This window comes from Tepidimonas taiwanensis (assembly GCF_020162115.1).
GTDB lineage: Bacteria > Pseudomonadota > Gammaproteobacteria > Burkholderiales > Burkholderiaceae_C > Tepidimonas > Tepidimonas taiwanensis.
This window is the reverse complement of record NZ_CP083911.1, coordinates 1,077,424-1,091,351: the sequence shown is the minus strand read 5'-3', so window position 1 is coordinate 1,091,351 and position 13,928 is coordinate 1,077,424. Positions and strand designations below refer to the sequence as shown.

Below are 13,928 nucleotides of genomic sequence, written 5' to 3'. Positions count from 1 at the left end.
ACGACGGTGTCGGCGATGCGGGTGCCCGATACCCGTGCGACACCCGCCTTGGCAACCGATCGTAGGGAGTAGAGTATGCGTCTTCGTTTCGCCTCCCCCATCCCGGACCGCCCCCACCGCAGGGGTCCGCGCGGTGCCTTGATGGCGTTGCTGATCGCGCTCACCGACGTGCCCGTGCGTGCCGAGGTGCCCGCCATCTTTCGCGATGCCGATCTGGCGCTGGGTGAACAGCTCATCCGCCAGCACCGCTGCACCGAATGCCACGCGCAAAAAGTGGGCGGCGATGGCAGCGCGATGTACCGGCCGCTCGGGCGCATCAACACGGCCGGGCTGCTGCGCGGCATGGTCGAGCAGTGCAACGCGGCGCTCAACCTGCAGATGTGGCCCGAGGAGGTCACCGCCGTGGCCGCGGTACTCAACCGCGACCACTACCGCTTCAAAGACTGACCGGCGACGGCGCCGGATCCCCGGCTAGCAGCGCGAGCAGCCCCGCCTCGTCGATCACGGCCACGCCCAGTTCGCGCGCCTTGTCGAGCTTGCTGCCCGGCGCGTCGCCGGCGACGACCCAGTCCGTCTTGCGGCTGACCGAGCCGCTGACCTTGCCGCCGGCGGCCTCGATGCGGGCCTTGGCCTCCTCGCGCGACAGCGTCGGCAGCGTCCCGGTCAACACGAAGGTCTTGCCGGCCAGCGGCAGCGCGGCCGCGTCGTCGGTGGCACCGTCGTGCTCGGGCCAGTGCACGCCACAGGCGCGCAGCTGCTCCACCACCTCGCGGTTGTGCGGCTGCTCGAAAAAGGTGCGCACGCTGCGCGCCACCACCGGCCCCACGTCCGGCACCGCCTGCAGCGCCTCGACGCTGGCGTCCATGATCGCGTCCAGCCGCCCGAAATGCCGCGCCAGGTCGCGCGCGGTGCTTTCGCCCACGTGGCGGATGCCCAGCGCGAACAGAAAGCGCGCCAGCGTCGTCGATTTGGAGCGCTCGATCGCCGCCAGCACATTGGCCGCGGACTTCTCGGCCATGCGCTCGAGTCCGACGAGCGCCGTCAACCCCAGCCGGTACAGGTCGGCCACGGTGCGCACCAGGCCCGTGTCCACCAGCTGATCGACCAGCTTTTCGCCCAGCCCTTCGATGTCCATCGCGCGTCGTTGGGCAAAGTGCAGGATAGCCTGCTTGCGCTGGGCCGGGCAGTACAGGCCCCCGGTGCAACGGTGGTCGACCTCGCCCTCCTCGCGCACGACGGCGCTGCCACAGGCGGGGCAGGTGGCGGGCATCTCGAACGGCTCACCGCGCGGCTCGGGCAGCGGCGGCGCGACCGCCACCACCTCCGGGATCACGTCGCCGGCGCGGCGCACGATGACCGTGTCGCCAACGCGCACATCCTTGCGCCGCACCTCGTCGGCGTTGTGCAGCGTGGCGTTGGTCACCGTCACCCCGCCGACGAACACCGGCTCCAGCTTGGCCACCGGGGTGAGCTTGCCGGTGCGGCCGACCTGCACGTCGATCGCCAGCACGCGCGTGAGCTGCTCCTGCGCCGGGTACTTGTGGGCAATGGCCCAGCGCGGCTCGCGCGTGACGAAACCCAGCCGCCGCTGCCAGTCCAGCCGGTCCACCTTGTAGACGACCCCGTCGATGTCGAACGGCAGCCGGTCGCGCTGCGCGCCGATGGCGCGGTGGTATGCCGCCAGCGCCTCGCCCCCCGCGCAGCGGCGCGCGAGGTCTGACACCGGAAAGCCCCATGCGCGCAGCGCTTGCAGCACCTGCCAGTGGGTGTCGAAATTCGGCCCGCCCGCCTCCGGCGGCGTGACCTCGCCCAGCCCGTAGGCAAAAAAGCTCAGCGGCCGCGACGCGGCCACCGCCGGGTCGAGCTGGCGCACGGCCCCGGCCGCGGCGTTGCGCGGGTTGACGAAGGTTTTTTCGCCGCGCTCGCGCTGGCGGGCGTTGAGCGCCTCGAAATCGTCGCGGCGCATGTACACCTCGCCGCGCACCTCCAGCCGCGGGATGCGGCTGCCGTCGCCCTGCAGCCGCAGCGGAATCTGGCCGATCGTGCGGATATTTTGCGTCACGTCCTCGCCCGTCTCGCCGTCGCCGCGGGTGGCGGCGCGCACGAGCACGCCGTGCTCGTACAGCAGGCCGATCGCCAGCCCGTCGAATTTGGGCTCGGCGACATAGTCGATCGGCGGATCGTCCGGCCCGAGGCCCAATTCACGCCGCATGCGCGCGTCGAACGCCAGGGCGGCTGCCGGCTCGGTGTCGGTTTCCGTGCGGATCGACAGCATCGGCACCGCGTGCCGCACGGGGACGAACCCGTCCAGCACGCGGCCGCCCACGCGCTGCGTCGGCGAGTCCGGCGTCACCCACTCGGGGTGACGCGCCTCGATCGCCTGCAGCTCTGCGAACATCCGGTCGTACTCGGCATCCGGGATTTCCGGGTCGTCGAGCACGTAGTAGCGCCACGCGTGGTGGTGCAGTGCCGCGCGCAGCGCCTCCAGCCGCTGCCGCTCGCGCGCCTCGGGGGAGGCCGCATCCGGTGCAGTGTCGGACGGTGCGAACAGATCTGCCTGCGCGGCGGGGGCGTGCGGTGACGTGGGGCGGGACATCGGCCGCGATTATGCCGCCCGGCGCGGTGCCGCTGGCACCCACGGGGGCGCTCCCCCGGCACTCCTCCGCCCACCGTGTCGTGTACGGTCAGCCGCTGGCGCTCCAGCGCGTCGCCACCAGCCGCTCGGGCGTCAGCGCCTCGTAGCGCTCGCTGTCCGACAGCGTGCGCAGCACCCGCAACACGTGGTGGAAGGACCGTTCGTCGAGCGAACCGTCGACCATCCACGACTCGCGCGTGTGGGTGACGACCGTCACGAACATTCCCGGATCGCCCGCCAGGTCGGCCAGATCCGCGTAGGGCACCAGATCCATGGCGCTGGCCGTCTGCAGCCAGCGCCCGGCCCGCTGAACCGCCCGCACCAGCGCCCGCAGCGTGGGGCCGTGTTCGGCGATGTCGCGCGCGGACGCGCTCAGACACGCACACACCACCGGGCCGCCGAGCAGCCGCTGGCTCTCCGCCGCGTACCGCGTATCGCTGAGGACGCGGATCGCTCCCGCCTGCTGCCAGCGCGTCAGCAGCGGATCGCCGACGCACACCGCGTCCACGTCCCCCTGCACGAGCGCAGTCTGGGCTTCGTCGGCGTCGGTCCACAGGACGAGCTGCCCCGGCCGGGGGCGCACGCCGTGGGCCAACAGCACCAACGACGCGACGTAGGCCGCCATTGGATCGTGCGCGGCCACGCCAATGCGCCCGTCGCGCAGCCGGGCCGCGACGCCGGCGTCCGCGCCGTTGCTCGCATGGCGCAACGCAAAGCCGAGCTGCGGCGTGCGCGCGAGCCCCCAGAAGGCGCGCTCCGCTTCGCCGTCGAGGTTCTGCCGCAACACGAAGTCGATACCCCCGGCGTGGACCCGGGGCCCGGATCCCGGTGCCACCGCGGCGCCGGGCCGCACGGCGCGGACCTGCAGCCCCTCGGCCGCGGTATACCCCAGCCGCAGGGCCAGCCGCACGGCGAGGGTTTTCCAGGGGGTATCGGCCGGCCATGACAGCCACACCGGCTGCGCCGCCTGGGCGCGCCGATACAGGGGGGGCAGCGCCGCTGCCGCGGCCGCCGCCACGCCTGCCCGCACGCATTGCCGTCTGTCCACCTTCGCCCCCTTCGGACCGTCGACGAACGGTCCCTGCCATGAGGGTACGCTGGGGCACGGGCCGTGGCCATCCGGAAATGCCCGATCAGGGAAGACCCGTGGGCGTTTCCCTCAGCGATGCACGACGGGCCGAAGACGGCGACACCGTGCGCCGGTACCCTGCGCCGCCGTCAGCGCCGGTCCGCCAGCGCGTGGGCGATCGTGCCCAGGTCGACGAACTCCAGCTCGCTGCCCACCGGGACACCGCGCGCCAGCCGGGTGACGGTGAGTCCCAGCGGACGGGCGAGCTGGGCGATGACGTGCGCGGTCGCCTCCCCCTCGGCGGTGAAGCTGGTGGCAAGGATCACCTCGCGCACCGGTGGCGGGGTCTGCAGCCGCTGCAACAACGCCCGCACGCCGATGTGCTCCGGCCCGATCCCGTCGAGCGGGCTCAAGCGCCCCATCAGGACGAAATAACGCCCCTGGTACGCACCCGTGCGCTCGAGCGCCGCCTGGTCGGCCGGTGTCTCGACGACGCACAACTGCGCCGCCTCACGCGTCGGGTCGGCACAGGTGGGGCAGACCTCCTCTTCGGCAAAGGTGTGGCACAGCGCGCAGTGGCGCACCCCCGCCACCGCGTCCTGCAGCGCCTGTGCCAGCCGCAGCGCCCCTTCGCGGTCGTGCTGCAGCAGGTGGTACGCCATGCGCGAGGCAGAGCGTACCCCGATGCCCGGCAGGCGCTGCAGCGCCTGCACCAGGCCGTCGAGCCGTCTCGAGGCAGGCGCGGTCATGGGCGCGCGTTTGCCGAAGGTGTCAGAACGGGAACTTGAGCCCGCCGGGCAGCCCCGGCATGCCCGCCGTGACCTTGGCCATGCGCTCCTGCGTCGTTTCCTCGACCTTGCGCACGGCGGCGTTGAAGGCCGCGGCGACCAGGTCTTCCAGCATCTCCTTGTCGTCCGACAGGAGGCTCGGGTCGATGCTGACGCGCTTGACGTCATGTTTGCCGGTCATGACGACCTTGACCAGGCCGGCGCCGGCTTCACCGGTGACCTCCATCGCGGCGATCTCCTCCTGCGCACGGCGGAGGTTGTCCTGCATGGCCTGCGCCTGCTTCATCAGGCCGGCGAGTTGTCCCTTGTTGAACATGGTGGGGCCTTTCTTTCCAAAAATCTCTACACGGTACCGGCGTCGGCCGGTCCCTCGTCGACGGGCTGGATGCTACCAGCGACGAGCGTGGCATCCCAGTCGCGCATCAGGGCCTGCACCAGCGGATCGGCCTGGATGGCCGCCTCGGCCGCCGCCTGGCGGGCGCGTCGCGCGGCCGCGCGGCGCTCCGCCGGCGCGTCCGGCGCGGGGCCGACTTCGGTTTCCAGGCACCAGCCGGGGCCGAACCCCAGGTGGTCGGCGAGCACCGCCCGCAGCCGCTCGCGCGCCGTGCCCTGCGCCAGGGTCGCCTGCGGCACGCGCAGCCGCCACACCGCGGGCGATCGCGCCACCAGCACCGACTGCAGCGCCAGCTCGCGCACCAACGCCTGAATGCGACCCGCCGCCTCCAGCGCGTCGACGAGGCGCTCCCACGCATCGGCCAGCGCCTGGGACGACTCGGGGATCGAAACCGATAACGAAGCCGAAGCCGAAGCCGAAGCCGAAGCCGGAGCCGGAGCCGGAGCCGGGGTCGGAGTCGGCGCTGCATCGTCCCACGGCGGCGTCTCGGCTGGGGTGGCCGGTTCAATGGCCGGTCCGGGGACGGCGGCACCGGTGGCTGGGGCAGCAAGCGGGCCGTCCGGCCCCGGCATCGGTGCGGTCGGGGGCTCCACGGTGGCGGGTGCGACGGCCGCTGCGGGAGGGAGCGACGGGGGCGACCCACCGGGTGCCGGCTCAGTCGCCGGCGTCAGGCTTTTTTTTTGAGCCGGGCTGTCGGGGGTGAACGCGAGTGCTCGCAGCAGCACCATCGTCAGCGCCGCGTACTCGTCGGGTGCCAGGCCCAGCTCCGCGCGGCCGTGCAGGCACAGGCTGTAGAGCAGTTGCGTCACGTCCGGCGCCAACGCCGTCGCCAGCGCGTCCAGGCGCGCGCCGTCCTCGTCCCCGCCGTCGTCCGCCGGTGCCTGCCCCGTCCACTGCCGCACCGCTAGGCGCTGCAGCGTGCCCGCGAGCTCCTCAAGCACCGCGGCGGGCGCGACCCCGTGTTCACGCATCGCATCCACCTGCGCGACCAGCGCCGCCGCGTCCCGTGCGGCCAGCGCCTCCAGCAGCGTCAGCACTGGGGCCGTTTCGACCACGCCGAGCATCTGCCGCACGGCCGCTTCGCTCAGCCGCCCGCCGCCGTAGGCGATCGCCTGGTCGGTCAGGCTGAGCGCGTCGCGCATCGACCCCCGTGCCGCCCGGGCCAGCAGCCGCACCGCCCCGGTATCCGCGGCGATGCCCTCGGTCTGCAGCACGCGCTGCAAATGTTCCGCCACGGTCTGCGGCGCCATCGGCCGCAGGTTGAACTGCAGGCAGCGGCTCAGCACCGTCACCGGCACCTTCTGCGGGTCGGTGGTGGCCAGCACGAACTTGAGGTATTCCGGCGGCTCCTCCAGCGTCTTCAACATCGCGTTGAAGGCGGTGTTGGTGAGCATGTGCACTTCGTCGATCATGAAAACCTTGAAGCGCCCCTGCACCGGCTTGTAGATGGCCTGCTCCAGCAGCGTTTGCACCTCGTCCACGCCCCGGTTGGAGGCGGCGTCGAGCTCCGTGTAATCGACGAAGCGGCCGGCGTCGATCTCGCGGCAGGCGTCGCACACCCCGCACGGGGTATCGGTGATGTCACCTTGCCCGTCCGGCCCCGTGCAGTTGAGTGACTTGGCGAGGATGCGCGAAACGGTCGTCTTGCCCACGCCGCGCGTGCCCGTGAACAGGTAGGCGTGATGCAGCCGGCGCGCGCGCAGCGCGTTGCCCAGCGCCTGCACCACGTGCTCCTGCCCGACCATTTCGGCGAACGTCTTGGGTCGGTACTTGCGGGCCAGGACCAGATACGACATGGCGGGGATTCTAGCGGTCGCATACAATGGCACCCGACGGGCCTTCCCGCATGGTCAAGTGGCCAACCGGGTCAGGTGGGGAACCAAGCAGCCCTAACCATGTAGCCAGTGCCGGGGTCGAGGCTCGTCACCTCCCCTTTTCGATTGCAACCGACCCGACACCCGAGGCCCCTTCACCATGGCGAGTGACCTGATCAAGCACGTGACCGATGCCACCTTCGAAGCCGACGTCCTGAAGTCGACGACGCCGGTGCTGGTGGACTTCTGGGCCGAGTGGTGCGGGCCGTGCCGCATGATCGCGCCGATCCTCGACGAAGTGGCGGCGGCGTACCAGGGCAAACTGCAGGTCGCCAAGGTCAACGTGGACGAAAACCGCAGCGTGCCGGCCCAGTATGGCATTCGCGGCATTCCCACGCTGATGCTGTTCAAGGACGGGCAGCTCGCGGCCACCAAGGTCGGCGCACTGAGCAAGGCCCAGCTCACCGCTTTCGTCGAACCCTTCCTGGCCTGACGCCGCTCGTGAGCGCGACCCGGCAGCGTGACCGACGCCGCCGGTGGTCATTTTGATGCCATAATCCCCATATGGATGGTCGGCCTGCGGGCTGACCGATCCGGTCCCGATCGGCCACTGCCCGGTCGGCCGACCCATCGATTCAGCCGGCGCGCCCGGCCCCCTTGGTCACTGTCCAACCCTTCGAGCGCATGCCCGCCCGACCGGTCTGCTCCGGTGCGCTGGCCATCCCGCTTTGGAGTTCCACCCCATGCACCTGAACGAACTGAAGGCCCTGCACGTCTCGGAACTGCTGAAAATGGCCGAGGCGCTCGAAATCGAGAACACCGGCCGCATGCGCAAGCAGGAGCTGATGTTCGCGATCATCAAAAAGCGCGCCAAGGCGGGCGAGCAGGTCTTCGCCGACGGCGTGCTGGAGGTGCTGCCCGACGGTTTCGGCTTCCTGCGCGACCCCAGCGCCAGCTACACCGCCAGCACCGACGACATCTACATCTCCCCGAGCCAGATCCGGCGCTTCAACCTGCACACCGGGGACATGGTCGAGGGGGACGTGCGCATCCCCAAGGACGGCGAGCGCTACTTCGCGCTCAACAAGCTCGACAAGATCAACGGCCTGCCGCCGGAGCAGAACAAGCACAAGATCATGTTCGAGAACCTCACGCCGCTGTTCCCGAAGGAACAGATGAAGCTCGAGCGTGAGGGCCTCAAGAGCGAGGAAAATATCACCGGCCGCATCATCGACATCATCGCACCGATCGGCAAGGGCCAGCGCGCGCTCATCGTCGCGCCACCCAAGAGCGGCAAGACGGTGATGATGCAGCACATCGCGCACGCGATCACCGCCAACTACCCGGAGGTGATCCTGATGGTGCTGCTGGTGGACGAGCGTCCCGAAGAAGTCACCGAGATGCAGCGCACCGTGCGCGGCGAGGTGATCGCCTCCACGTTCGATGAGCCCGCGGCGCGCCACGTGCACGTCGCCGAAATGGTGATCGAGCGCGCCAAGCGCCTCGTCGAACTGAAGAAGGACGTCGTGATCCTGCTCGACTCGATTACGCGCCTGGCGCGGGCCTACAACAACGTGCTGCCCTCCTCCGGCAAGGTGCTCACCGGCGGCGTGGACGCCAACGCGCTGCAGCGGCCCAAGCGCTTCTTCGGCGCTGCACGCAACGTCGAAGAAGGCGGCAGCCTCACCATCATCGCCACCGCGCTGGTCGATACCGGCAGCCGCATGGACGAGGTGATCTTCGAGGAATTCAAAGGCACCGGCAACTGCGAGCTGCACCTGGACCGCCGCCTGTACGAAAAGCGCGTCTTCCCCTCCATCCAGCTCAGCCGCAGCGGCACGCGCCGCGAGGAGTTGCTGCTGCCGCCCGAGATCCTGCAGAAGACCCGCATCCTGCGCCAGTTCTTCTACAACATGGACGAAATCGAGGCGATGGAGATGGTGCTCAAGAGCATGAAGCAGACGAAGAACAACCAGGAGTTCTTCGAACTGATGCGCCGTGGCGGCTGAGGCCCAACGGCGGGCTGGCTATAATTTCTACTTTTGCAGCAAGTGCGCCGGATGGGCCGGCCGTGGCTACTGCAGCAGGAAGCGACCATGAAAGAAGGCATCCACCCGAACTACCGCGAAGTCTGCTTCGTGGACCTGTCCAACGGCAGCCAGTTCATCATTCGTTCGTGCGCCAACACGAAGGAAACCATCAAGCTCGACGACGGCCGCGAGCTGCCGCTGTTCAAGCTGGAAACCTCGAGCGAATCGCACCCGTTCTACACCGGCACGCAAAAGAGCGTGGACACGATGGGTGGCCGCGTCGAGAAGTTCCGCAGCCGCTACGCGCGCGCCGGCAAATAATCCCGGCCGACACACCGGCCATGTCCCGCCATGGCACAAGGCGCGGCACACTGCCGGCGCCGTCAAAGCAGCCTGCGGGCTGCTTTTTTATTGCCACGCGTTGGTGTAGGCTGCCCCGTCGTGGATCGCCACCCGCCCCCGTCCGCCGTGTCACCGCCCAGCCCCGCCCTCGTCACCGCTGACGCCGCCCGCCGCCTGCCGCGCTGGGTGCCGTGGCTGCTGGTCGTTGCGTACGTGCTGCCGGGCTTCTGGGGGCGCGATCCCTGGCGGACCGAGGACCTCGCCGCCTTCGCCGTGATGCTCGACATGCGCGCGGGCGGCCCCTGGCTCGTGCCGCAGGTGCTGGGCGAGGCGGCCGCCACGCTGGCCTGGCTGCCCTACTGGCTGGGCGCGGCGGCGATGGCCGTGTGGCCCGAACCCGCGGTCTGGGCAGCGAGACTGCCGTTCATCGCGCTGCTCGTACTGACGCTGGCCGCCACCTGGTACGGCACGTATCGGCTGGCGCGCCTTCCGGCGGCGCAGCCGCTGCGCCTGGCCTTCGGTGGCGAGGCCCGGCCTACCGATTACGCCCGCGCGGTCGCTGATGGTGCCCTGCTCGCGCTGGTGGCGACGCTGGGCCTCGCATTGCTCGCGCACGAGGCCACGCCGACCGCTGCACAGCTCGCCTTCACGGCGCTGCTGTTTCACACCGTGGCGGGGGGTATCCCTCCCGCCGCGAACGAGGGGGGCGGCCGGACGTGGCCATCCATGCTCGCGTGGTGGGTGGCCGCGTGGGGGCTCGCGCTGTCCGGCGCACCGGTGTTGCTGCTGGCGCTGTCGGCAGCGGCGCTGATATGGTGGTGGCGCGCCGGTCGGCGTGGGGCGGCGCTTGGCTGGGCCGCCCTCGGCAGTGTCTCAGCGGTCGCAGTGGCCCAGCTCCTCGCGGTCGGCGCGGGGCGTGCCACCGAGTGGTGGGTGCCGCGCTGGACCCCATGGACCCACCTATCCGAATGGATCAGTCTCGGGCGGCTGCTCGCGTGGTTCTGGTGGCCCACGGCGCTGCTGGCGCTGTGGGCGCTGTGGCGCTGGCGCGGCCGCTGGCGCGAACCGCACATCGGCTGGCCGCTGTCGGTGGTAGCCATCGTCCTCGCGGCCACGCTGCTCGACGGCGGGGACGAGCGCACGCTGCTGTTGTCGCTGCCGGCGCTCGCCGCCTTGGCGGCCTTCGCGCTGCCGACGCTGCGGCGCGGCGTCAGCGCGTTGATCGACTGGTTCGCCGTGCTCTTTTTCAGCGGCGCGGCGGTGATCATCTGGATCATCTGGGTCGCGATGCAGACGGGCGTTCCGCCCAAACCCGCTGCCAACGTCGCCCGGCTCGTCCCGGGGTTCGAAGCCTCGGTCGAATGGTCGCTGCTGCTGCCGGCGCTGCTGGCCACCGTGGCATGGGGTGGCATCATCGCCTGGCGCGTGGGCCGCTACGCGCCGGCGTTGTGGAAGGGCCTGGCGCTGTCGGCGTCCGGCGTGACGCTCAATTGGCTGCTGCTGATGACGCTGTGGCTGCCGCTGCTCAATTACGGCATGGGGCAGGCACCGGTCTCACAGCGCATCGCGGCCCTGGCGCCTCCCGGAAGCTGTGTGCTGGTGCACGGGCTGGACGCCGCACGCATCGCCGGGCTGCAGTACCACGGCCGTCTGCAGGTGCGGCGAGCCGGACAGCCGGGCGGCGAAACCTGCGCGCTGCTGGTCGTCAATCCGCGCGACTACCCGTCGCTCACGCGGGCGGTCGACCTCACCGCCTGGACCCTGCGTACCGAAGTCCCCCGGTTGCGAGAAAACCGCGAGCGTTGGTTGGTATTTGAGCGCAAGCCGTAACACCGGCACAGCAGCTCCTCGCGGTTTCGAGAGAACCGCGAGCGCTGGTTGGTATTTGAGCGCAAGCAGTAATGCCGATACGCAAATCGCCGCGGTTTCGACAGAATCGCGAGCGTTGGATGGTGTTTGAGCGCTGGGACGCGCCGCTCATTTCGCGGCCGTGAGGGCCGGCGCGGCGGGGGCCGCGAGGCCGGGTTCCGGTGCGATCCGCCGCACGCGGGCGGGCGGCAGGCGCAGGCGAAACGTCGACCCTTCGCCCAGCCGGCTGTCGATCGCGAGTTGCCCGCTGTGGCGCTGGATGACGTGTTTGACGATTGCGAGCCCCAGACCGGTGCCGCCGCTGTCGCGGGATCGGCTGCGGTCGACGCGGTAGAAGCGCTCCGTCAGGCGCGGCAGGTGCTCCGGGGCGATCCCTGGCCCATCATCGGTAACGTAGATCTCGAGTTCGTCGTCAGCCAGCAGGCGCCAGCCGGCTTCCACCCGGCCCGTGGACGGTGTGTAGCGCACCGCATTGCTCAGCAGGTTGCCGATGGCGCTGAGCAGCTCGCCGCGTGCGCCTGCGACTTCGACGGGGGGCCCTTCGACGAGGACGAGCGACTGCTGGCCCGCGTGCAGCACGTCGGCGAGCGAGCGCGCCTGCGTGAACGCTTCGGCCATCACGTCCGCGATCACCACCCAGTGGCTGTCGTCGGGTATCGGGCTGCCCTCCAGGCGCGACAGCATCAGCAGATCGTCGATCAGCGTCTGCATCCGGCGCGCCTGCTGCTGCATCAGCTCCAGATAGCGCGCGCGCTCGCCCTCGGTCAGCGCCAGGTTCTGCAGCGCCTCGATAAAACCGACGATGACCGTCAGCGGACTGCGGATCTCGTGCGAGACGTTGGCGACGAAGTCGCGCCGCATCGCCTCGGCCAGCTCCACCGCGGTCACGTCACGGGTCAGCAGCAGCCGCCGCCCCTTCGCGTACGGAAAGATCTGGATCGCGATGTGCTGCGGGTGACCGGGCCGGGCGTGGCGTCCGTCGATTTCAAGCGGCTGGCTGAAGTCCCCCCGGTTCAGGTAGGCGATGAACACGGGGTCGCGCACGAGGTTGCGGATGCGCTGTCCCAGATCGCGCTTGGCGTCGAATCCCAGGTGCTCGCCCGCCATCAGGTTGCACCACTCGATTGTCCCCTCCTTGGACAGCAGCACGACACCGTTGGGCGAGGCCTGGATCGCGGCGAGAAACTCCTGCAGGCGGGCGTTGCTCTTGCGCGCCTTGCGGTTGGCGACCTTGAGCGCGCGGCGTGTCCGGTCCACGATTTCCCCCCACATGCCGTCGAGCGCCGGCGCCTGGTTCGGTGACGGATCGCGCAGCCAGCGCAGGATGCGGTTGGCCTGCACCCGGTCACGGGCCAGCCACACCAGCGCCCCGGCGACGCCCCCGGCCACGGTCGCCGCGGACGACGACGTCAGCAGCGTCGACAGCGTCCCGCCGGCCGCGGTCCAGAACGTCAGGGCAAGCGCGCGACGCATGGTGGGTCTCAGTCGGTCGCCGTGGCCGGCCGCAGCGCCTGGGCGGAAAAGCGGTACCCCGCCCCGCGAACGGTTTCGATCGCGACCCCGGCAGCCCCGAGGGCCTCGCGCAACCGCTTGATGTGCACGTCCACCGTGCGCTCTTCGATGAAGACGTGATCGCCCCAGATCCGATCCAGCAGCGTCGCGCGCGTGTGCACCCGCTCCGGGTGTTTCATCAGGTAATGCAGTAGCCGGAACTCGGTCGGGCCGAGCTTGAGTTCGCGCCCGTCGAACGACACGCGGTGGGCCGCGGCGTCGAGCGTCAGCGACCCGACGGTGACCGTGTCGGACACCGCCTCGGGTGCGCGGCGGCGCAGCACCGCCCGGATGCGCGCCAGCAGCTCCTGCGCCGAAAACGGCTTGGTGACGTAGTCGTCGGCGCCCGCGTCGAGTCCCTGCACCTTGTCGGACTCCTCGCTGCGCGCGGTCAGCATGATGATCGGCAGCGTGCGCGTGCGCTCGTCCGCCCGCCACGCGCGCGCGAGCTGCACGCCGCTGCCACCGGGCAGCATCCAGTCGAGCAGCACGACGTCGGGCAGCACCGCATCCACCTCGCGCTGGGCCGCCTGCGCGTCGAAGACGACGATCGGGGCAAAACCGTTGTGGCGTAGGTTGACCGCGATCAGCTCCGAGATCGCGGGTTCGTCTTCGACCACGAGGACACGGGGCAGTTTTTTCATTTCAGCGCGGACTCCCGCTCTTGCGGCGAGGCGTGGCGGATATCCTTGCCCATCGCGACGTACACCGCGGCTTCGGCAATATTTTTGGCGTGATCGCCCACGCGCTCGACCGCTTTGGCCAAAAAGAGCAAGCTCAGGCATGGGGTGATCATGCGCGGGTCTTCCATCATGTAAGTGATGAGCTTGCGCACGAACCCCTCGTACATCACGTCCAGCCGGTCGTCCTCCTCGATGACCTTCAACGCCGCCGACACGTCCAAGCGTGCGAACGCGTCGAGCGTCGCGCGGATCGAGTCGGCGGCCATCTTGGCCGCGTTCACCAGGTCGTCGATCGGCAGCGCGCGCGGGGCACCGGCCTCGATGAACTCCTGGGTCAGGCGGGCCACACGCGCGGCCTCGTCGCCTGCGCGCTCGAGGTTGACGATGACGCGCGAAACGCCCACGAGCAAGCGCAAATCGCGCGCCGTCGGCTGGCGCCGGCTCATGACCGATGTGATCTCGCGGTCGATCTCGATCTCGAGTCGGTTGACCCGCTCTTCCAACTCCAGCACCTGCTGGATGGCCCCGTGGTCGTGCTGGTACAGGCCGCGGATGACGCTGCGCAACTGGGACTCGACCACACCGCCCATCTCCAGAACCTGGGTGGAAATGCGGTTGAGTTCTTCGTCGAATTGGCTGGAGAGGTGTTTTTCCATGGAACGATACCGAGAATGAGGCCGGCGCCACGACGCCAGGCAAACGATGGACGGCGCGCCCGGTTAGCACTCACCGGTTGTACGCGCTTTGTATGAC

The 13,928-nt window shown here is 70.0% G+C and carries 13 protein-coding genes and 1 other RNA gene; 6 read left to right on the top strand and 8 right to left on the bottom strand.

Going from position 1 to position 13,928, the window contains the following annotated elements:
• Positions 1-75: 75 nt before the first annotated feature.
• Positions 76-447, top strand: a complete 372-nt coding sequence (locus LCC91_RS05040; protein WP_224441032.1) for a hypothetical protein — start codon at positions 76-78, stop codon at positions 445-447.
• Here the strand turns inward: LCC91_RS05040 and ligA are convergent.
• The 5 genes from ligA to dnaX form a co-directional block, all read right to left on the bottom strand.
• Positions 437-2,596 carry an NAD-dependent DNA ligase LigA gene (gene ligA / locus LCC91_RS05035; RefSeq protein WP_052231763.1) on the bottom strand — a complete coding sequence of 720 codons (2,160 nt, stop codon included), beginning with the start codon at positions 2,594-2,596 and terminating at the stop codon, positions 437-439. The two genes, LCC91_RS05040 and ligA, sit on opposite strands and share 11 nt — an antisense overlap.
• Before the next feature lie 88 nt (positions 2,597-2,684).
• On the bottom strand, positions 2,685-3,683 hold the full coding sequence (locus tag LCC91_RS05030) for an ABC transporter substrate-binding protein (protein ID WP_143897742.1): 999 nt from the start codon (positions 3,681-3,683) through the stop codon (positions 2,685-2,687).
• A gap of 170 nt (positions 3,684-3,853) precedes the next feature.
• Positions 3,854-4,453 (bottom strand): recombination mediator RecR, encoded by a 600-nt coding sequence (gene recR, locus LCC91_RS05025; RefSeq protein ID WP_143897744.1) that lies wholly within the window; start codon positions 4,451-4,453, stop codon positions 3,854-3,856.
• A 22-nt stretch (positions 4,454-4,475) separates the two neighbouring features.
• Complete coding sequence (locus LCC91_RS05020; RefSeq protein ID WP_043703298.1) at positions 4,476-4,808, bottom strand: YbaB/EbfC family nucleoid-associated protein; 333 nt, start codon at positions 4,806-4,808, stop codon at positions 4,476-4,478.
• 26 nt (positions 4,809-4,834) lie between these two features.
• The gene (dnaX, locus tag LCC91_RS05015) at positions 4,835-6,682 is read right to left on the bottom strand and encodes a DNA polymerase III subunit gamma/tau (RefSeq protein WP_143897746.1); all 1,848 of its coding nucleotides are present in this window, start codon (positions 6,680-6,682) and stop codon (positions 4,835-4,837) included.
• Positions 6,683-6,717: 35 nt separating this feature from the next.
• On the opposite strand from dnaX, the gene ffs reads away from it, so the two are divergent.
• The 5 genes from ffs (at position 6,718) to LCC91_RS04990 (ending at position 10,902) form a co-directional block, all read left to right on the top strand.
• An RNA gene (gene ffs, locus LCC91_RS05010) (signal recognition particle sRNA small type) lies at positions 6,718-6,814 on the top strand.
• A 46-nt stretch (positions 6,815-6,860) separates the two neighbouring features.
• A complete protein-coding gene (gene trxA / locus LCC91_RS05005) occupies positions 6,861-7,193 on the top strand; it encodes a thioredoxin TrxA (protein ID WP_043703295.1) in 333 nt (110 codons plus the stop codon).
• A 250-nt stretch (positions 7,194-7,443) separates the two neighbouring features.
• A complete protein-coding gene (gene rho / locus LCC91_RS05000) occupies positions 7,444-8,709 on the top strand; it encodes a transcription termination factor Rho (protein ID WP_043703293.1) in 1,266 nt (421 codons plus the stop codon).
• 87 nt (positions 8,710-8,796) lie between these two features.
• Positions 8,797-9,051: a type B 50S ribosomal protein L31 gene (locus LCC91_RS04995; RefSeq protein ID WP_043703410.1), complete on the top strand. Its 255-nt coding sequence runs from the start codon at positions 8,797-8,799 to the stop codon at positions 9,049-9,051.
• Positions 9,052-9,198: 147 nt separating this feature from the next.
• The gene (locus LCC91_RS04990; RefSeq protein ID WP_043703292.1) at positions 9,199-10,902 is read left to right on the top strand and encodes an ArnT family glycosyltransferase; all 1,704 of its coding nucleotides are present in this window, start codon (positions 9,199-9,201) and stop codon (positions 10,900-10,902) included.
• Between the two features lie 147 nt (positions 10,903-11,049).
• On the opposite strand, the gene phoR is transcribed toward LCC91_RS04990, so the two are convergent.
• From phoR to phoU, 3 genes are read right to left on the bottom strand one after another with little or no spacing between them, the layout of a single operon-like run.
• Positions 11,050-12,414: a phosphate regulon sensor histidine kinase PhoR gene (gene phoR, locus LCC91_RS04985; protein WP_052231762.1), complete on the bottom strand. Its 1,365-nt coding sequence runs from the start codon at positions 12,412-12,414 to the stop codon at positions 11,050-11,052.
• A gap of 8 nt (positions 12,415-12,422) precedes the next feature.
• Complete coding sequence (gene phoB / locus LCC91_RS04980; RefSeq protein WP_043703290.1) at positions 12,423-13,136, bottom strand: phosphate regulon transcriptional regulator PhoB; 714 nt, start codon at positions 13,134-13,136, stop codon at positions 12,423-12,425.
• Positions 13,133-13,831 (bottom strand): phosphate signaling complex protein PhoU, encoded by a 699-nt coding sequence (gene phoU / locus LCC91_RS04975; protein ID WP_043703288.1) that lies wholly within the window; start codon positions 13,829-13,831, stop codon positions 13,133-13,135. Before phoU ends, phoB begins: the two co-directional genes overlap by 4 nt.
• Positions 13,832-13,928: the final 97 nt, after the last annotated feature.

Coding starts and splice junctions, on each gene's coding strand:
- phoB (WP_043703290.1), bottom strand. CDS start 13,136: ATGAAAAAACTGCCCCGTGTCCTCGTGGTCGAAGACGAACCCGCGATC.
- LCC91_RS04995 (WP_043703410.1), top strand. CDS start 8,797: ATGAAAGAAGGCATCCACCCGAACTACCGCGAAGTCTGCTTCGTGGAC.
- ligA (WP_052231763.1), bottom strand. CDS start 2,596: ATGTCCCGCCCCACGTCACCGCACGCCCCCGCCGCGCAGGCAGATCTG.
- dnaX (WP_143897746.1), bottom strand. CDS start 6,682: ATGTCGTATCTGGTCCTGGCCCGCAAGTACCGACCCAAGACGTTCGCC.
- phoU (WP_043703288.1), bottom strand. CDS start 13,831: ATGGAAAAACACCTCTCCAGCCAATTCGACGAAGAACTCAACCGCATT.
- LCC91_RS05020 (WP_043703298.1), bottom strand. CDS start 4,808: ATGTTCAACAAGGGACAACTCGCCGGCCTGATGAAGCAGGCGCAGGCC.
- rho (WP_043703293.1), top strand. CDS start 7,444: ATGCACCTGAACGAACTGAAGGCCCTGCACGTCTCGGAACTGCTGAAA.
- LCC91_RS05040 (WP_224441032.1), top strand. CDS start 76: ATGCGTCTTCGTTTCGCCTCCCCCATCCCGGACCGCCCCCACCGCAGG.
- recR (WP_143897744.1), bottom strand. CDS start 4,453: ATGACCGCGCCTGCCTCGAGACGGCTCGACGGCCTGGTGCAGGCGCTG.
- phoR (WP_052231762.1), bottom strand. CDS start 12,414: ATGCGTCGCGCGCTTGCCCTGACGTTCTGGACCGCGGCCGGCGGGACG.
- trxA (WP_043703295.1), top strand. CDS start 6,861: ATGGCGAGTGACCTGATCAAGCACGTGACCGATGCCACCTTCGAAGCC.